The 18,098-nt window shown below is 69.4% G+C and carries 17 protein-coding genes and 2 tRNA genes; 9 read left to right on the top strand and 10 right to left on the bottom strand.

From position 1 onward, the window contains the following. The first annotated feature begins 150 nt into the window (after positions 1–150). From QRN19_RS08625 to treZ, 4 genes are all read left to right on the top strand, one after another. Positions 151–1,212, top strand: coding sequence for a serine/threonine-protein kinase (locus QRN19_RS08625; protein WP_285026355.1), 1,062 nt, complete (start codon positions 151–153; stop codon positions 1,210–1,212). A 94-nt stretch (positions 1,213–1,306) separates the two neighbouring features. Then, positions 1,307–3,355: a glycogen debranching protein GlgX gene (glgX, locus tag QRN19_RS08620; RefSeq protein ID WP_285026354.1), complete on the top strand. Its 2,049-nt coding sequence runs from the start codon at positions 1,307–1,309 to the stop codon at positions 3,353–3,355. After that, positions 3,352–5,706, top strand: coding sequence for a malto-oligosyltrehalose synthase (gene treY / locus QRN19_RS08615; protein ID WP_285026353.1), 2,355 nt, complete (start codon positions 3,352–3,354; stop codon positions 5,704–5,706). The genes glgX and treY overlap by 4 nt, the downstream gene beginning before the upstream one ends. Positions 5,707–5,711: 5 nt before the next feature. Beyond that, the gene (gene treZ, locus QRN19_RS08610; protein ID WP_285026352.1) at positions 5,712–7,487 is read left to right on the top strand and encodes a malto-oligosyltrehalose trehalohydrolase; all 1,776 of its coding nucleotides are present in this window, start codon (positions 5,712–5,714) and stop codon (positions 7,485–7,487) included. Between the two features lie 201 nt (positions 7,488–7,688). On the opposite strand, the gene QRN19_RS08605 is transcribed toward treZ, so the two are convergent. Continuing rightward, a complete protein-coding gene (locus QRN19_RS08605; protein WP_285026350.1) occupies positions 7,689–9,473 on the bottom strand; it encodes a glycoside hydrolase family 13 protein in 1,785 nt (594 codons plus the stop codon). A 138-nt stretch (positions 9,474–9,611) separates the two neighbouring features. On the opposite strand from QRN19_RS08605, the gene QRN19_RS08600 reads away from it, so the two are divergent. The 4 genes from QRN19_RS08600 to QRN19_RS08585 all read left to right on the top strand — a co-directional run bounded on the left by QRN19_RS08600 (position 9,612) and on the right by QRN19_RS08585 (position 11,244). Next, positions 9,612–9,989 (top strand): PGPGW domain-containing protein, encoded by a 378-nt coding sequence (locus tag QRN19_RS08600; RefSeq protein ID WP_285026349.1) that lies wholly within the window; start codon positions 9,612–9,614, stop codon positions 9,987–9,989. Positions 9,990–10,034: 45 nt separating this feature from the next. After that, positions 10,035–10,973, top strand: a complete 939-nt coding sequence (locus tag QRN19_RS08595; RefSeq protein WP_285026348.1) for a lytic transglycosylase domain-containing protein — start codon at positions 10,035–10,037, stop codon at positions 10,971–10,973. An 80-nt stretch (positions 10,974–11,053) separates the two neighbouring features. After that, positions 11,054–11,125, top strand: a tRNA-Thr gene (locus tag QRN19_RS08590). A gap of 42 nt (positions 11,126–11,167) precedes the next feature. After that, positions 11,168–11,244: transfer RNA gene (locus tag QRN19_RS08585), tRNA-Met, on the top strand. A gap of 276 nt (positions 11,245–11,520) precedes the next feature. Here the strand turns inward: QRN19_RS08585 and QRN19_RS08580 are convergent. From QRN19_RS08580 to QRN19_RS08550, 7 genes are all read right to left on the bottom strand, one after another. Next, on the bottom strand, positions 11,521–11,988 hold the full coding sequence (locus QRN19_RS08580; RefSeq protein ID WP_285026346.1) for a hypothetical protein: 468 nt from the start codon (positions 11,986–11,988) through the stop codon (positions 11,521–11,523). Between the two features lie 111 nt (positions 11,989–12,099). Next, positions 12,100–12,816, bottom strand: coding sequence for a trehalose-phosphatase (gene otsB, locus QRN19_RS08575; RefSeq protein WP_285026758.1), 717 nt, complete (start codon positions 12,814–12,816; stop codon positions 12,100–12,102). Positions 12,817–12,862: 46 nt separating this feature from the next. Next, on the bottom strand, positions 12,863–13,591 hold the full coding sequence (locus QRN19_RS08570) for an ArsR/SmtB family transcription factor (RefSeq protein WP_285026344.1): 729 nt from the start codon (positions 13,589–13,591) through the stop codon (positions 12,863–12,865). Continuing rightward, the gene (locus QRN19_RS08565) at positions 13,588–13,959 is read right to left on the bottom strand and encodes a hypothetical protein (protein ID WP_285026343.1); all 372 of its coding nucleotides are present in this window, start codon (positions 13,957–13,959) and stop codon (positions 13,588–13,590) included. Before QRN19_RS08565 ends, QRN19_RS08570 begins: the two co-directional genes overlap by 4 nt. After that, complete coding sequence (locus QRN19_RS08560) at positions 13,959–14,405, bottom strand: OsmC family protein (protein ID WP_285026342.1); 447 nt, start codon at positions 14,403–14,405, stop codon at positions 13,959–13,961. Before QRN19_RS08560 ends, QRN19_RS08565 begins: the two co-directional genes overlap by 1 nt. 147 nt (positions 14,406–14,552) lie before the next feature. Continuing rightward, complete coding sequence (locus QRN19_RS08555) at positions 14,553–14,987, bottom strand: DUF3592 domain-containing protein (RefSeq protein ID WP_285026341.1); 435 nt, start codon at positions 14,985–14,987, stop codon at positions 14,553–14,555. 195 nt (positions 14,988–15,182) lie between these two features. Further along, the gene (locus tag QRN19_RS08550; RefSeq protein WP_285026340.1) at positions 15,183–15,581 is read right to left on the bottom strand and encodes a MerR family transcriptional regulator; all 399 of its coding nucleotides are present in this window, start codon (positions 15,579–15,581) and stop codon (positions 15,183–15,185) included. Between the two features lie 92 nt (positions 15,582–15,673). On the opposite strand from QRN19_RS08550, the gene QRN19_RS08545 reads away from it, so the two are divergent. Continuing rightward, entirely contained in the window at positions 15,674–16,375 is a 702-nt protein-coding gene (locus tag QRN19_RS08545) for an SDR family oxidoreductase (RefSeq protein ID WP_285026339.1), read from the top strand. Between the two features lie 101 nt (positions 16,376–16,476). On the opposite strand, the gene QRN19_RS08540 is transcribed toward QRN19_RS08545, so the two are convergent. Then, entirely contained in the window at positions 16,477–17,166 is a 690-nt protein-coding gene (locus QRN19_RS08540) for a M23 family metallopeptidase (protein WP_285026338.1), read from the bottom strand. Between the two features lie 80 nt (positions 17,167–17,246). Beyond that, a complete protein-coding gene (locus tag QRN19_RS08535) occupies positions 17,247–18,020 on the bottom strand; it encodes a M23 family metallopeptidase (RefSeq protein WP_285026336.1) in 774 nt (257 codons plus the stop codon). Positions 18,021–18,098: the final 78 nt, after the last annotated feature.

Raw genomic sequence — 18,098 nt, 5'->3', positions numbered from 1 at the left:
TTGCAGTCGCCTACCAGGTGCGCTACCGGTTCTCAACACTCCGACACGAATCCCCCTGAACGACGAACGCCTTGTAGCGTGGATCTTGGAACAGCCTGCCGAGAACACGGTGGCGCGGCCATTACCGACTGCACCGTGAAGGGGGCGGCCGTGAGCGACTCCCCGAACCGACCCCCGGCACACGCCGGATCGATCACCGATCCGGCGGCGATGTTCACCGAGCACACCGAGACGGTCGTCACCGGCGTCAGCCTGTCCAACGGGCGCTACAGCATCGGCGAGCAGCTCGGCTCCGGCGGGTCCGCCAACGTCTACCGGGCACGCGACGAACTGCTCTCCCGTCCCGTCGCCGTCAAGCTCTTCCGCGACGAGGCTGCGACCGCGAACGACCGGCTGCGCCAAGAGCGCGAGATCCGTCTCCTCGGCGAACTCCGCCACCCGGGCCTCGTCGAGCTCTACGACTCCGGTTCCGTCGTCCACCGCGGCGTCGAGCACCGGTTCCTCGTCATGGAGTACATCCCGGGCGCCACGCTCACCGACAAGCTGCAGGCGGGCCCGATGCTCCCACGCGACGCCGCCGCGCTCGGTGCGCAGGTCGCGGACGCGCTGTCCTTCATCCACGCCCGGTCGATCGTGCACCGCGACATCAAGCCCGACAACATGCTCTTCAGCGACATCGCCGCGTTCGGGCACGCGAACCTCGTGAAGCTGTCCGACTTCGGGATCGCGCACTTCGTCGGCGGCTCCCGTCTGACGAACACCGAGGCTATCTCCGGCACCGCGTCCTATCTGTCGCCCGAGCAGGCGCTCGGCGACACCGTCGGCACCGAGACGGACATCTACTCGCTCGGCCTCGTCCTGCTCGAGGCCGTCACCGGCCGCCGGGAGTTCGACGGAGGTCTCGTCGAGGCCGCCATCGCACGCCTGCACCGCGACCCGGTGATCCCGCCCGAGCTCCCCGCCGCCTGGCACCCGCTGCTGCGGTCGATGACCGCCCGCAAGCCGGAGGACCGACCCGCCGCCCACGAGGTCGCGGCCAGCCTGCGCGAGATCTGGTCGGAGTCGCGCGTGCGCCGGGTCCGTCGGGTGCGTGCACGGCTCGGTCTCGTCGTCGACCAGGGCGTCGACCCGCGGATCGCATTGCTCCTCGCCGCCGCGACGGCCGCTGCGGGGCTCGCCATCGGTGTGGCGATCGGTATCTTCGCGTTCTGATCGGCCCATTACCACGTTTCGTCCGGATCCGGGGAAGTCACCCGGCCGGTGTACCGTCTCAACAACGATCGATCCCTTCGAGTGAAAGGGCGCCATGACGCTCTCGACCCCCTATCCGCTCGGCGTCACCCTTCGGGGCGATGGTGCGAACGTCGCCATCTACTCGGAGACCGCCGACGCCGTCACCGTGTGCATCTTCCCCGAGGGCGGGGAGGAGCAGCAGACGCGCCTCGAACAGCGCACCGGACACGTGTTCCACGGGCTGGTGGAAGGCCTCGTCCCTGGGACGCGGTACGGCATCCGCGTCGACGGCCCCTGGGACCCGGCGAACGGGCTCCGGCACAACCCCGCGAAGGTGCTGCTCGACCCGCACGCGACGGCGATCACCGGGCGCTACGACCTCGGCCAGGCGCAGTTCAGTCACCGCCTCGACGCACCGGAGTCGATGGACGACACCGACTCCGCAGGCCACGTCGCGCTCGGCGTGGTCACCGACCCGTCGTCGTTCGACTGGGACGCCGACGGCCAGGACGTCGCTCCGCGCATCCCGCTCGCCGAGACGATCGTGTACGAGGTCCATGTGAAGGGCTTCACCAAGCAGCTCGCCGAGGTGCCCGAGGAGATCCGCGGCACCTACGCCGGTCTCGCCCACCCGGCGGCCATCCGCTACCTCACCGACCTCGGCGTGACCGCGGTCGAACTCCTCCCGGTGCACCAGTTCGTGCAGGACAGTCACCTCGAGGAGAAGGGCCTCCGCAACTACTGGGGCTACAACTCCATCGGCTTCTTCGCTCCGCACGGCGAGTACGCGGCCGCCGGCGACACCGGTGGGCAGGTCGACGAGTTCAAGGCCATGGTCAAGGCGATGCACGCGGCCGGCCTCGAGGTCATCCTCGACGTCGTCTACAACCACACCGCCGAGGGCAACCACATGGGCCCGACCCTGTCGTTCAAGGGCATCGACAACGCGGCCTACTACCGTCTCGTCGACGAGGACCGCGAGCACTACTTCGACACCACGGGCACGGGCAACAGTGTCAACGTCGGCCACCCAGCGGCGCTCGGACTCATCATGGACTCCCTGCGCTACTGGGTGACCGAGATGCACGTCGACGGCTTCCGCTTCGACCTCGCGACGACGCTCACCCGCCAGGACGGCTCCGCCGAGATCCACAGCGCGTTCCTGTCGCTCATCGAGCAGGACCCGGTCCTCGCACCCATCAAGATGATCGCGGAGCCGTGGGACACCGCCGGCTACCAGGTCGGTGGCTTCCCGGCGAGCTGGTCGGAGTGGAACGGGAAGTTCCGCGACGACGTGCGCGACTTCTGGAACGGCGCCGACAGCGTGCTCGGCACCATGTCGCAGCGCGTGCTCGGCAGCCCGGACGTCTACGAGGCGTCCCGCCGCTCGCCACTGTCCAGCGTCAACTTCGTCACCGCGCACGACGGCTTCACCCTCGCCGACCTCACCGCGTACTCGATGAAGCACAACGCCGCGAACGGCGAGGACAACAACGACGGCGAGAGCGACAACCGCTCCAGCAACAACGGTGCCGAGGGCCCGACGGACGACGCCGCCGTGAACGCGCGCCGCGACCGCCAGCGCCGCAACTTCCTCGCGACGGTTCTGCTGTCTGCCGGCGTCCCGATGATCCTCGGCGGCGACGAGATCGCCCGCACCCAGGGTGGCAACAACAATGCCTACTGCCAGGACAACGAGGTGTCGTGGTTCGACTGGGAGCACGCCGACCACGACCTCCTCGGCTTCACCAAGCGCCTCATCGCCCTGCGCCGAGCCGAGCCGGCGCTGCGACCCGACTGGTTCCGCCAGGGTCCGGGCTCCAAGGCGGACGACCGGGTCTTCATCACCCGGTCCGACGACGAACCCTTCGCCGACGAGGACTGGGACAACCCCGACGCCCGCTCGATCACCTTCGTGTTCCGTCACGCCGGATCGGCGTCGTTCGCCCTGCTGCTCAACGCGGCCGAGAACGGTGTCGAGTTCAGCCTGCCGAAGGCTCCCGGCCTGCCGTGGACGCTCGTCGAGTCGAGCGACCCGGAGCAGATGCTCGCCGAGGGGTCGACGACGGTGATCGTCCAGGGGACCTCCTTCACCCTCCTGCGATCGGGGGTCGCATCATGACCACCGTGTCCGGCGGCGGACCACAGCGCTCCACCGTGCCCGTCTCGACCTACCGGCTCCAGCTGACCGCGGACTTCCGGCTGCAGGACGCCGCGGCGCTCGTCGACTACCTCCAGGCCCTCGGTGCCGACTGGGTCTACCTGTCGCCGATCCTCCGCGCGGAACCCGGATCCACCCACGGCTACGACGTCGTCGACCACACCCAGGTCGACCCGGAGCGCGGCGGTGCCGACGGGCTCACGGCGCTCGCCGAGGCCGCACACGCCGCCGGACTGGGCGTCCTCATCGACACCGTCCCGAACCACATGGGCGTCGCGACGCCGGTGGAGAACGCCTGGTGGTGGGATCTGCTCCAGCACGGTCGTGACGCAGAGCACGCGACCGCCTTCGACGTCGACTGGGAGGCCGGTGACGGTCGCATCCGGGTGCCGATCCTCGGCGACGACGAGGACGGCCGCAGCGCGCTCGACGACCTCCGTATCGAGGAGGGCGAACTGCGGTACTTCGACCACCGACTGCCCATCGCTCCCGGGACGGCCGACGACGACGCGAGCCCGCGCGAGGTGCACGACCGGCAGCACTACGAACTCGTGAACTGGCGCCGCGCCGACAGCGAGCTGAACTACCGGCGGTTCTTCGCCGTCAACACGCTCGCCGCGATCCGGGTCGAGGACCCGGCGGTCTTCGACGGCTCGCACGTCGAGATCGGCCGCTGGTTCGACGACGGCCTCGCCGACGGCATCCGCGTGGACCACCCGGACGGCCTCCTCGACCCCGGCGCCTACCTGGACCGACTGTCCGAGCGCATCGGTGGGGCACCCATCTGGGTGGAGAAGATCCTCGAGGGCGAAGAGGACCTCCCGGCCGAGTGGGCCACGCTCGGCACCACCGGCTACGACGCCCTGGGCGACGTCGACCGCGTGCTCGTCGACCCGACCGGTCTGCCCACGCTCGGTCAGCTCGCGGGGGTCGAGCTGACGCGTGACGCCTGGGACGACCTCGTACACACCACGAAGCGGGGCATCGCCGACGGGATCCTCGGCTCCGAGGTCCGACGCCTCGCCAGGCTCGTCCCCGAGGTGCCGGACGCCGTGGACGCGCTCGCCGAGATCCTGACCGCGTTCCCGGTCTACCGCTCCTACCTGCCGCTCGGCGACGAGTACCTGGACGCCGCGCTCGACGAGGCGGAGACCCGTCGGCCCGAGCTCGCCAACGCCTTCGCCGCGCTGGCTCCGCGCCTGCGCAGCTCGACCGACCCGCTCGCCGCGCGGTTCCAGCAGACCTCGGGCATGGTGATGGCGAAGGGCGTCGAGGACACCGCGTTCTACCGCTACACGGCGCTCACCTCGCTGACCGAGGTCGGTGGCGACCCCGCCGAGACCGACATCAGCGTCGCCGAGTTCCACCACCGCCAGGCGCGGCGGCAGGCGGAGTGGCCGTCCTCGATGACGACGCTCAGCACCCACGACACGAAGCGCAGCGAGGACGTCCGTGCCCGCATCGACGCCCTGAGCGAGGTCGCGGACCGGTGGGCGGAGCACGCCGTCGCCCTCCACACCTCGAACGGCTTCCCGGATCGGCAGCTCGAGCAGCTGGTCTGGCAGGCTGCCGTCGGTGCGTGGCCGATCGAGCGCGAACGACTGCACGCCTACGTCGAGAAGGCCGCCCGTGAGGCCGGCGACTCGACCACCTGGACCGCTCCGGATGAGACGTTCGAGGCCGCTCTGCATGCGGCGGTCGACGGACTGTACGACAGCCGTCGTGCGAATGCCGCGCTGCTCGATGCCGTCGCGGACGTCGAGGCGGCCGGATGGTCGAACAGTCTGGTCGCCAAGGCGATCCAGCTGACGATGCCGGGCGTACCGGACGTGTACCAGGGCAGCGAGCTCTGGGACCGATCGCTCGTGGACCCCGACAACCGTCGCCCGGTCGACTACGCCGAGCGTCGCGCGGTGCTCGCCCGTCTCGACGAGGGATGGCTGCCGCCGGTCGACGCCGACGGGGCGGCGAAGCTCCTCGTGACCAGCCGGCTCCTGCGCCTGCGACGGGAGCACCCTTCGCGGTTCGCCGAGTACACGCCCATCGGGGCGGACGGACCGGCCGCCGACCACGTCGTCGCGTTCTCACGCGGTGGCGTGACCACGGTGGCGACCCGCCTCTCGCTCCGGCTCGCCGAGCATGGTGGGTGGACGTCGACCACGGTCACCCTGCCCGAGGGTCGGCTCGTCGACGTGCTGACCGGCCGTGAGCTGCAGGGCGGCGAGGTCCGTCTCGCGGCGCTGCTGGAGCAGTATCCCGTCGCCGTCCTGACGCGGCCCGACGATGCGGCCGAGGCCGCGAGCGAGGAGTGAGCACGATGACGACCAGCACCACGAGTCCGGCCGACGGGTTCCGCGTGTGGGCACCCGAGGCCCAGCGCGTCGACCTCGTCCTGGACGGTGAGCAGCACCCGATGGACCGCGACGTCGCCGACGGTTGGTGGATCGCGCTCGACGGCGCCGAGCCGCGGGCCGCCGTCGTCGACAGCGACTACCGCTACCTCGTCGACGGTGAGGGGCCGTTCGCCGATCCGCGCTCGCGTCGGCAACCGGAGGGTGTCCACGGCCCGTCACGCGTCGTCGCGTCCGACCCCGTGCCATGCGACGGGACCGGCTGGCGGGGTCGCTCCCTCATCGGCGCCGTCCTCTACGAGCTCCACATCGGCACCTTCACCGAGGCGGCCACCTTCGACGGGGCGATCGAACGCCTCGACGACCTGGTCGAGCTTGGCGTCGACGCCGTCGAGATCCTGCCGGTCAACGCGTTCAACGGTGTCTGGAACTGGGGCTATGACGGCGTCTTCTGGTCGGCGGTCCACGAGGCCTACGGCGGACCGGACGGCTACCGACGTTTCGTCACCGCCTGCCACGAGCGCGGGCTCGCCGTCATCCAGGACGTCGTGTACAACCACCTCGGTCCCTCCGGCAACGTCCTGCCCCGCTTCGGTCCCTACCTCGCGGACGGCGCCGGCAACACCTGGGGCGACAGTCTCAACCTCGACGGGCCGGACTCCGACGAGGTGCGGCGATACATCATCGACAGCGCGCTGCTGTGGTTCGAGGAGTACGGTGTCGACGGCCTGCGCCTCGACGCCGTCCACGCCCTGCACGACACCCGTGCGATCCACCTCCTCGAGGAACTCGATGCCGCGGTGGATGCGCTCAGCGCCGACCTCGACCGGCCGTTCACGCTCATCGCCGAGTCGGATCTGAACGACCCGAAGCTCATCACACCCCGGGGCCCCGGCGGTGCGGGCGGGTACGGTCTCGACGCGCAGTGGAGCGACGACTTCCACCACGCACTGCACGTGGCGCTCACCGGTGAGGTGTCCGGCTACTACGCCGACTTCGCGCCGCTCGGTGCGCTCGGCAAGGTCATGGAGGAGGGATTCTTCCACAACGGCACCTGGTCGAGCTTCCGCAAGCGCCACCACGGCCGCCGCATCGACCTCGAACGGACGCCGAGCTGGCGGCTCGTCGTCTCCGACCAGAACCACGACCAGATCGGGAACCGGGCGACGGGCGACCGGCTGGCTGCGACCCTCGACGACGGGCAGCTCGCCATCGCCGCCGCCGTCACGCTGCTCGGACCGTTCACCCCGATGCTGTTCATGGGGGAGGAGTGGGCCGCGTCGACGCCCTGGCAGTTCTTCACCTCGCACCCGGAGCCCGAGCTCGGTGAGGCGACGGCGAAAGGCCGGATCGCCGAGTTCGCGCGGATGGGTTGGAACGAGGCTGACGTGCCGGACCCGCAGGATCCCGAGACCTATCGTCGGTCAGTGCTCGACTGGTCGGAGCGGTCCGGAGGGCGGCACGCGACGCTGCTGACCTGGTACCGCCGGGTCATCGAGCTGCGACGCACGGTCCCGGCGTTCACCGATCCGGCGTTCGCCGACACGACCGCGATCGTCGACGAGGCGACCGGCTCGTTCCTGCTGCGTCGTGGCTCGGCCACCCTGGCGGTGAACTTCGGGATGGAACCCGTCGAGGTCGCGCTGCGGGTCGGTGAGCTCCTCGACAGCTTCGGTGAGGTCGTCACGACGGACGGATCACTCCGTCTCGGTCCCCACGCGGTCGCGATCCTCCACCACTGACCTCACTGCCCTTGGGTCAGCGCGGTGCGCTGACCCGAGCGCGGGTCTACGCCGTGAGCGCACCCCTCCGGAGGGGTGCGCTCACGCGCACGCCCCGCGGCGGGGCCGGTTCCGGCGCGCTCACGTCAGCGCACCGCGCCGGAACCGAACAGCCGCGGTCACGTCGGCGCACCGCGCTGGCACACCGGCCCGCGGAGTGACTCAGGCGACGGGCAGGGTCGAGGGCGTCGTGAACCAGACCGTCGTGTCGCCGTGGATGGTCCTGCCGTCGAAGGGTCCGCTCGCGACGAGCACGGCCGAGTCCGCGAGCGACGAGGGAACGGCGATGTCGTCGGCACCGGTGTTCGCGACGACCGTGACCGCGCCGTTGGTCAGCGCGAGGATGGTGTCGGGAGCCCCCTCGATCCAGGCGATCGAACCGAGTCCCAGCGTGTGCTCGCGGCGCAGGCGGAGCAGCGTTCGGTACAGCTCCAGCGTCGAACCGGGGATGCCGGCCTGTGCGTCGCGCGAGTAGTCGTTCCAGTCGTCGGGCTGCGGCAGCCAGGACGCACCGGTCGTGTTGAAGCCGTACGCGGGGTGGCCGGCCTCCCACGGGATCGGCACGCGGCAACCGTCGCGGCCGTACCGTTCGTGGTTCGTGCGGAACCACGTCGGGTCCTGTCGGGCGTCATCCGGCAGGTCGATGACCTCGGGGAGCCCGAGCTCCTCGCCCTGGTAGAGGTACGCCCCACCGGGCAGGCTCAGCATGAGGGCGGTCGCCGCCCTGGCCCGCTGCAACCCGAGGGCCCGGTCCGGCTGGCCGGGGGTGTTCGGACCGACACCGTAGCCCTGCGGGTTCTCCTCCGTGAGCGCGAGGCGGGACGCGTGCCGGACGACGTCGTGGTTGGACAGCACCCAGGTGCTCGGAGCGCCGACCTGCGCGAACGCCCGCAGCGACTCGCCGATGACCGCCTTGAGATCCGCAGCGTTCCACGGGGTCTCGAGGTACGGGAAGTTGAACGCCTGCTGCATCTCGTCGGGGCGCACCCACAGGGCCATCTTGTCGAGCGGGTCGACCCAGGCCTCGGCGCAGAGCACGCGGTCGCCGTCGTACGTCTCCAGGAGCTCGCGCCAGTCGCGGTAGATCTCGTGCACGCCGTCCTGACCCCAGTACGGCGCGGTCTCCGGCCATGAGGCGGGCCCGGTGCTGATGCCGGGTTCGAGTGCGACGCCTGCCGAGGCGCCACCCATGCTGCCGCCCTCCGCCGGCGGGGTGTAGTCGGGCAGGCCGTCGGCCTTGATCATGCCGTGCGCCACGTCGACGCGGAACCCGTCGACGCCGCGGTCGAGCCAGAACCGGAGGATGTCGCGGAACTGCTCGCGCACCCACGGGTTCGTCCAGTCGAAGTCGGGCTGCGAGGAGTCGAAGATGTGCAGGTACCACTGGCCAGGCGTGCCGTCGGCCTCGGTGACGCGCGTCCAGGCCGGGCCGCCGAAGACGGACTCCCAGTTGTTGGGGGCGATCTCGCCGTGCTCGCCCTTGCCGTCGCGGAACATGTACCGGGCGCGCTCCGCCGAGCCGGGGCCGGCCGCGAGGGCCTCCTGGAACCAGCGATGGGCGCTCGAGGAGTGGTTGGGGACGAGGTCGACGATGACGCGGATGCCGGCGTCGTGCGCGGCTGCGGTCATCGCGTCGAAGTCGGCCAGCGTGCCGAAGATGGGGTCGACGTCGCAGTAGTCGGCGACGTCGTAGCCGGCGTCCTTCTGTGGGCTCGTCATGAAGGGGGACAGCCAGATGGCGTCGACGCCGAGCTCCTGCAGGGCGCCGAGGCGGGAGGTGATCCCGGGCAGGTCGCCGAGGCCGTCGCCGTTCGCGTCCGCGAAGGATCGCGGGTAGATCTGGTAGATGACGGCGGAGCGCCACCACTCCGAACCGGGGGTGGAGCCTCCTGCGGGGGAGGCGTGCTGAGCTGCGGTCGCCGACGTGGTCGGGAGGGCGGAGTCCATGTCGCTACCCTAGGCCATTCACGGGGCCTGTCGCCGCTCGTGGACTGGCCAGCACGGTGTCGCCAGGGCGGACGCGCGGGTGTCGATTCGGACCGGATTCCCGGCCACCGACCCGTCCGTCCTGCTTAGAGTGGGGACATGACCACGGAATCGGACGGCTCGGCCCGCAGTACGGCGAAGCGCGTCGCCGCGCAGGCGGGAGGCATCGCCGGATCGGCGGCCCGGACGACGCGCGGCATCATCCGTCGGAATCCGACCGCGAATCGGGTGTACCGGGCGGGCGTCGGTGTCGTCGGCGGTGGCACGGTGGCGCTCGGCGTCGCCCTGATCCCGCTCCCCGGACCGGGAGCACTGATCGCCGTCGGCGGGCTCGCCGTCCTCGCTTCGGAGTTCGAGGGTGCGAAGCGGGCCAGCACGAAGGCGAACGCCGCCGCCAAGAAGGGCGTCGCCGTCGCGAAAGACCTTCGGGCGAAGCGCCAGGCCAAGCAGGCTGCGAAGGCCGCGCCGGAGCACTGAACCTGCGGCGCACGGCGCCGACCGACGCGCGGGTACGGTGGACCGGTGGGGACATCGGCGAAGGGGAGTGGTGCGCGTCGGCCCGCACAGCGCAAGACCGCTGCGCCCGGACGACGCACGACCAGCGCCACCCGCTCGACGCGGAAGCCGCGGTCCCGACCGTCCAGCGTGCGCAACGGCTCCCGGCGCCCCGCCGCGCCGACGCGCCGGAACCGGCGGGCGGGCATCCGTGTGGGATGGCTCGTCGCCGGTGGGGCGGTCGCGATCGTCGGTCTCGCCGTCATCGTGGCAGCGGTCGTCTGGGGACCGGAGCTCGTCAGTCGAGCGGAAGCACGGGACTCGACCCTCGGAACCGCGCCACATGCTGCCGTCGAGGGACCGGGCATCCCCGCCGCGGGCTCGGCCGGGACAGCGCCGGCGGCCGTCACCGACCGCGTGGACCGTGCCTGGTCGGCGGCCACGGCGCTCCGCCTCGGCATCCCCGAGCGGGCGATGGTCGCCTACGCCGGTGCGGCGCTCGCCGTCGCGGAGACGCAGCCGGGCTGCGGGATCGCTTGGAACACGCTGGCCGCGCTCGGCAGCGTCGAGTCCGGCCACGGCACGATCTTCGGCGGTGCGCTCGACGACGCCGGGCGGGCCGTTCCACCCATCGTCGGCCCGGCGCTCACCGGCACCGAGTTCGATGCCGTCACCGACACGGACCGCGGCGCCTTCGACGGCGACGCCAGATGGGATCATGCGGTCGGGCCGATGCAGTTCATCCCGTCTACCTGGCAGCGGTGGGGAGCGGACGGGAACGGCGACGGCGTCGCGGACCCGCAGCAGATCGACGACGCGGCGCTCGCCGCAGCGCACTACCTGTGCCACGGCGGCCGGGACCTTCGCATCGAGGCCGATTGGATCGCGGCGATCGGGTCGTACAACGGGGCCGCGTCGTACCTGCAGAAGGTCGTCCACGCCGCGGACACCTTCGCCGCGAACTGATCCTGATCCGGTGTACGAAGCACCCCTCGCGGGATGCTAGTCTCTACTGGTGCCATTTCCGCGTGAGCGGTTTGGTTCGCGCTCCGATAGCTCAGTGGTAGAGCACTTCCTTGGTAAGGAAGAGGTCGCGGGTTCAAGTCCCGCTCGGGGCTCGTTCTCTCCGTCACTGCTCTCGCCGGCATACGGAGAGACGTGGCAGGGTAGCTCAGTTGGTGAGAGCGCACGACTCATAATCGTGAGGTCGAGAGTTCGAATCTCTCTCCTGCTACCAGATCAGCTGTTCCAGAGAGAAGCACCGGAGATTTCTCCGGTGCTTCTCTTTTTTGCTGTGGCGTTCGCTGAATCGCGCACGACTGCGAGTAGCGCTTGAAGCTGGTCAGCGGCGCCCCGTGCACATCATTGGCTCGATCGAGGCGACTGAATGCCCGCCGGCACCATTCGATTCCCCTCGCCATGGGCTGAACGAACTCGCCCATCCTCAGAGATGTGATAGCCCGGGACGACGCTCCACAAGGTCGGAGTCACATCGTCGTCGGCGTGAGAGCACTCAACCGCCCGAGGTTGCGAACGTCGTGACCGGCGAGCCGTTGGCTTCGCAGGCGTCTCGCACGTCGTTCTGGAGCCCACCGAACTCATCGGTTGTCGAGTCGAACTGTGCGCCAGACGGCAGCGCCTCATGAGTCGTCATGTAGTCGGTCAGTCCACTGAGCTCGTCCTGGAGACCCCAATCGCGGAACCTGCGTATGCCGTCGAGATCCGTCTTGGCCAGGTTGGTCATGGCAACCCATTCTGCCTCCGTGATGCGGCCGGCCATGAAGTCCGAGTCTGCGCTCTGGAGGTTCGCGAAGATGACGGACACAGCGCCGCAGGTCGTAGCTGCCGCGACTGCCGAGCCGGATCCGCCTGCCACGGCGGTCTGCTCAGGCGACGACGATGAGGTACAGCCGGCAATGCTCACGCCGAGGACGACGACTGCAGACACGACGGCGATGCATCGCACGGACGAGTGATTCATGCGTTTCCCCCTGGTGTGATGCCGCCCTGCCGTGCGTGCGTGCGTGCACTGAGCGTGCCCGCCCACGCGGCGAGGATGTCATCGAGGCTACTGGTTCTCAGAGCGATCCGATCATCCCAGAGCGTCGTTGAGTTGCTGGAGCCACTGCTGGAACTCGCCGGGACCTGAGAAGTGGACTCCGGCCACCGAAACGACCTCCTCCGCAGCATCGGGGCCGTCGACGACGAGTGCATACCCGCCGCTGGCCAGCGCCACCCGGAACGCAGGCAGGTCCCCACGGTCGTCACCGGCGTATGCGACGACACCCAAGCCATCAGCCCGGATGATCCTGTGCAGCGCCGTGCCTTTGTCCTCATCCAAGGGCATCCGCAGCTCTTCGACGCATTTGCCGGGTTCCCGCCTGAGACCGAACTCGTCGATGACGCGCTCGACGAGCGGCTCCACCAATTGCTCGGCAGCCGCGCGGTCGAGTGCACGGCGCCAGTGGACCGCGACAGCGAGGGACTTCTCTTCGACGTCGATACCGTCGATGCTGTCGAGTTCTCGGTGGAGTTCGCGTGTCGCGGCTTGAACAGCGGCCGTCCACTCCTGGGCTTCGGGCACGACGTCGATGCCGCCGTCGGTGAGACGTTCGAGACCGTACGAACCGTAGAGGTCGACGCCGGGGATCGTGGCGCGTTCGGCGAGGAAGCTCACCGGGCGCCCCGAGAGGAGCGCGACCGTGGAGAGCTTCCCAGCCGAGCTCTCGAGCGTCTGCGCCGTGCCAGGCAGCAACTCGCTGAGGGCCGGTTCGTCCGTGATCGGGGAGAGGACACCGTCGAAATCCATCACGAGTCCTGCATCCGAACCAGCGGTGATGGCTTGAATCACTTCGTCATCGGAGCTCATCAACCAAGCCTAGCTTCGCCCCGCGGCCGCCGACGGTCGTCTCCAAGTTGCTGAGCCCCAGCGCACCGCGATCCGTGAGGCGGACGGCCCGCGAGTCGGGGCGACGGGTGATCCACTGCTGCGTTTCCATCGCCTCCAAGATTTGAGCTCCAACCTGGCCGGCGACGTGAGCGCGGCGCCCGGTCCAGTCCAGGCATCCCCGTGACCACGGCCGTGGACCAGAACCAGGATGTAGACGGAGCGATTCCACAACGGGGCCGGCCGGGAATGGTGACGGGGCGTTCTCCGTCGCCGCGGTGCGGATGCTCGAGAGGATGCTTGCGTGGACGAGCAGGTCCGTGACGCGTAGGCCGAGATCTCCGGCGAGATGGTCGTAGCAGGTCCGCGCCTCCCGGAGCTCCTCCGAGGCGCGGTGCTGTCGGAAGGACTGCACGACCGTGCGAGGGGCGATGGCCTGGAGCGCCTCCACCGCACGGGCGACCTCGTCGTTCGTCAGACGGAAGAAGCGGTTCCGGCCTACCCGATCGACCGTGACGACGCCTGCGTCGAGGAGCACCCGGAGATGCTCACTGGCGGTGGAGGCCGAGACACCGGCAGCGTGGGCGAGCTCCCCGGCGGGGATGGCACGGCCACCGAGCAGAGCCGTCACGATCCGTCCGCGAGCGGGATCACCGAGTGCTCGCGCCGGCACCGAGATGTCCGCGTCGCCGGTCACGACCCGGCCGTTTCGAGCGCTCGACGGGCAGCGGCGACATCGTCCACGAGTAGCACCTTGCGGTTGTCATGGTCGCTGTACTGGCCGTGCAACACGACGCCGGCCCCGGCGAGCCGCTCCATCATCCGGCCGAGCGCGCCCGGCGCATCCACGTCGAGATCGACCACGAGCACTTCCCGCACGAGCACAGGCCCGAGCCCGATCTCACGCAATACCTCCCCAGCGCGAGCCCCTTCGGCTACGAGATAGTGCGCCACGCCCGACCACAAGCCCCCGCCCTCCAAGCCGATACCGGCCGCTCCCAGTGCGCGTCCGATCGCCGCGAGGGAGGAAGCACCGTCCGGGGCCGGGATCTCGACGTCGAACATCACCGCACCGTGATCTCGGGTTCGAGGGTGACGACGGCGGTGAGGCTGTTCGCGATGTAGCACTGCCGGTGGGCTTTCTCCAGGAGTCGTTCCACCACGGTCGTGGTCGTGCCCTGGGCTACGATCGTCGGTCGAAGCACGATCTCGGTGAGCCGCATCGGACGTGCGTCGCCCGGCATGATCCCGGTCGCCGCGTCCCGGTAGTCGATGATCTCGACGCCCGCATGGGCGGCGACCGCCAGGAAGGACAGCAGCTGACACGAACTCGCAGCCGCCACCAACAATTGCTCAGGGTTCGGCAGCGCACTGTCGCCTCGGAACTCGGCCGCTGCGCTCAGGTCGATCGACGAATCCCCCAAACGCACCTCATGGCGCCGGCTGTAGGTCTCGTAGGCGTCGGTCCGCCCGCTCCACGTCACGGTGGAGGTGTAGTCGTGTGTCGTCATGCCACCACGCTAGGACGCGAATGCTTCGGCAAATACCGAAACAACGCCGCTACGGCGTTCGGTGGTTCGCGGGAGCAATCGGTGTTGCGGTCGCGTTCTGCGTTTCCTGGCTGCTGTGTTTCTTCCGCGCTGCAGGTCACGACGCCTTCACTCCGGTGAGGTGCCCTTGGGCTCGGGTCCCCGTCCTGCACGGAGCAGGACGCCTACGAGCATGGCGGTGCCGATCAGGAGACTCACGCCGGTCAGCACGACACCGATACCGACGACCGAGGTCCCCGGTCCGTCATAGCCCTCGAGCGCCGCCGTGCCGGGGTCGTCCGCTCGATAGATCACGGTGACGACGTCGCCGACGGCGGGCTTGCCGTCGAGGGGCCAGTCCGCCCAGACGCGCTGCTCCCAACCGTCAGGTGCCAGATAGTCGGTCCTGAACCGGTGGTCCGATGCCTTCCTACCGTCGTCTACCTCGGTGACCGTCCCACTCGTCCGCTCCCCGTTCTGCAACAGGTCACTGTCGGCAGCCATCATGAAGGAACCGACGACCACGGCCACCGGACCGGCCAGCAGCATCAGGACGATCGCCACCGTCTGGAGCACTCTGCTGCGTTGGACGCGTCGGGTGCTTGCTGTCGCGCGCTTGCTCGCCGCCATCAGTGCACCACCACCATCCCATCTCCACGTTCCTGCCTCAGGACTCAGTATGGCGACGCGGCAGGGATCCGCGACGATCTTCGGATGGGTAGTGCTCCCCATCGCCCGCCGACGAGGCTCATCCCTGGCTCAGGCGGCGTCCAGCTCGGCTGGAAGTCCGTTGCGCAGCGCGGGGCAGTGCTCCGGCGTCGGGTGGAGGGTGATGTCGATGACCGCTTCCAAGCGGGCGCGCGCAGCCTCGAGGTCGGCCAGCTGCGCGGTGATGCGGTCGCGTTCGGCCTGGAGTAGCCCCAGAGACTCCGGTGTCGCGACCCCCGCATCGACGCAGGGAAGCAGCTGGACGATCGTGCGGCTCGGCAGGCCGGCCGCGAAGAGCTGCTGCACGAGCTCGACGCGTTCGACCGCCGCTCGTTCATAGGTCCGCTGGCCACTCGTCGTGCGGGTGGCGGTGAGGAGCCCCTGCTCCTCGTAGTAGCGGAGCGAGCGGACGCTCACCCCGGTCCGGGCCGCGAGATCTCCGATGCGCATCGAGCTTCCGTTCCTGGCTTGCACCTGACATTGATGTGAGGTCTTAGCCTAACCAGGCTGCTGTGGGATCGCCCCGCACGCGGAAGGGAATCATGGACATCGCAGGATCCGTCGCACTCGTCACCGGCTCGAACCGGGGCATCGGACGCAGGTTCGTCGTGCAGCTCCTCGAGCGCGGCGCCTCGAAGGTGTACGCGACCGCACGACGCCCGGAACTCGTGGACATCCCGGGCGTGGAGGTGCTGCAGCTCGACATCACCGATCAGGCGTCCGTCGCTGCGGCGGCCGAGATCGCGACCGACGTCACGTTGCTCGTCAACAACGCCGGCATCGCCACGCAGGGCTCGATGTTGACCGACGACCTCGCGAACGCTCGGCGCGAGATGGACACGCACTACTGGGGCAACCTCGCCATGGTGCGTGCGTTCGCGCCGGTGATCGAGGCGAACGGCGGAGGGACGATCGTCAACGTGCTCTCCGCCCTGAGCTGGTTCGCCCACCCCGGCTCCGGCGGGTACGCCGCGGCAAAGGCGGCGGAGTGGAACATGACGAACGCGGTCCGTCTGGAACTCGCCCCAAAGGGCGTCACGGTGCAGGGGCTGCACCTCGGGGCCGCCGACACCGACATCATGGCCGGCTACGAGGGCCCCATGGTCGACCCTGCGGACGTCGCACGGGCGAGCCTCGACGGCGTCGCGGCCGGCGCTTCCGAGGTCGTCGTCGACGACTGGAGCGCGATGGTCAAGGCTTCGCTCGCGCACGGCCCGGACGCGTTCTACGCGCAGTTCGCCTGAGCCTCGAGTCTTCACGCTGCGCTGCTGGTGCGCACGGTGCAGAATGGAGGAAGCCCCCGAGCAGTTACGGTCTGCTCGGGGGCTTCCTCATGCCAGTGTGGCTACCGCAGCCCCGCGACGAGTTCGGCGAAATGCTGACCTCGTGCGTTCGCCTCCGCGACGAGCGTCGTGACCTGGTCCTCCGTCAGGCCGCTGACGTGGCCGTACGCCTGCGAGTTGGCGGCGATGGAGAACCCCTGCCCGCCGTCGGGCGATGTGTACATCATGCCGAACGTCTCGGTGACGAGCGCGATGGTGCCGGCCGGAACGCTGATGATCTTGGGCATGTCTGACTCCTTGAGGGGGTGTCCTGGGTCGTCGCCGGTCAGGCGAGCGTTGATGAACGGATAGGGATCGGCGGTGACGCCGATGTCGGCGTTGTTCCACGTGCCGTCTGCGGTGACAGTGATGGTGAGGTGCAGGTGGGCTCCGCTGGAGGCGGACCCGGTGTTCCCGACGACACCGACGGGTGCTCCGCGAGCGATCGCCGTCCCGACCTGATGGGGTGAGGCGGCCGCCAGATGGCAGTAGCCCGAGTACATGCCGTCGGGGTGGGCGATGACGAGGACGTTGCCGAGGGCGTCGCTCCAGCGGTTAGCGGAGACGACGCCGGCTGCGACCGCGGGGACCGCGGCCCCGGCGCCGGGCTGGTAGTCCAGCCCGCGGTGCGGCTGGGTCCGCCCGCCGGCCATCGATCCCCAGCCGTCGGCCAGGTCGATCTGCGCGAACGGGTGTTGATACTTGAGAACCATGTGGCTCCTTTCGTGGTGCCGATGGGGATGCCCCCGAGCAGTTACGGTCTGCTCGGGGGCATCGGGTGAGGCTCCTCGGCTCAGAAGCCGATCTTGGTGCCCGGGTAGACGGCCCAGAACGCGTTCCACTGAGCAGTGGTCAGCTGGGACGCGTACTTGTCGCGCAGCGCCGTGTTGCTCGGGTTGGTGGGCGAGATGCCGTAGACCTGCACGTGAGCGGTGATCGCCCCGTCCACGTCCATGTTGCCCGCGAGCTTCACGGCCTTGCCGTCCGGGTACACGAGGGCGATCGCGAGGGTGCCCGCGTTCTCCTTCTGGTAGTCGCGGACGATCGATGCGTTCTTCGTAGCTGCCATTTCGTCGATTTCTTCCTGAGTCGGGGCGGTCGGTCCGCCGGTGTTGCCTGGGTCGTCGCCGTTGAGGCGATCGTTGATGAACTGGATCGGATCGGTGTGATCGATCCAGTGGGAGCCTCCGCCCGTCGCGCCGGACTGGTTGAGCCCGATGGTGAGGTGGAGGTGGGCGCCGAAGGAGTACTCGCCGGTGTTACCGATTCCTCCGAGGATCTGCCCTCGTGTGACGCTGGTGCCGATGGCGAGCGGGGACTGCTGGTACATGTGGCAGTACCCCGAGAACGCGCCGTCAGGGTGTGCCAGGACGACAAGCCATCCGAGCCCTCCGCTCCGGTAGTTCTCGACGACGGTTCCGGCAGCGACCGCGGGAATCGGCGTGCCCTCCGGGAAGCCGTTGAAGTCGGCACCCCGATGGTTTGAGCCGCCGGCTCGTGGGGCGTTGTACCCGTCGCTGCTGTCGTAGTGGCTGAGATCGAATGGGTATTGATACTTCAGGACCATGAGCCCTCCTTTCTGTTCGTGGAGGAGATGTCCTCCGGCATTCGGGCGTCGATGGGCGCCCTCGAGGCGTTACGGTCG

Origin of the sequence: Plantibacter sp. ME-Dv--P-122b, assembly GCF_030209375.1 — a bacterium.
Taxonomy (GTDB): domain Bacteria; phylum Actinomycetota; class Actinomycetes; order Actinomycetales; family Microbacteriaceae; genus Plantibacter.
The sequence above is the reverse complement of the archived record's forward strand: the minus strand, read 5'-3'. Positions and strand labels throughout refer to the sequence as shown.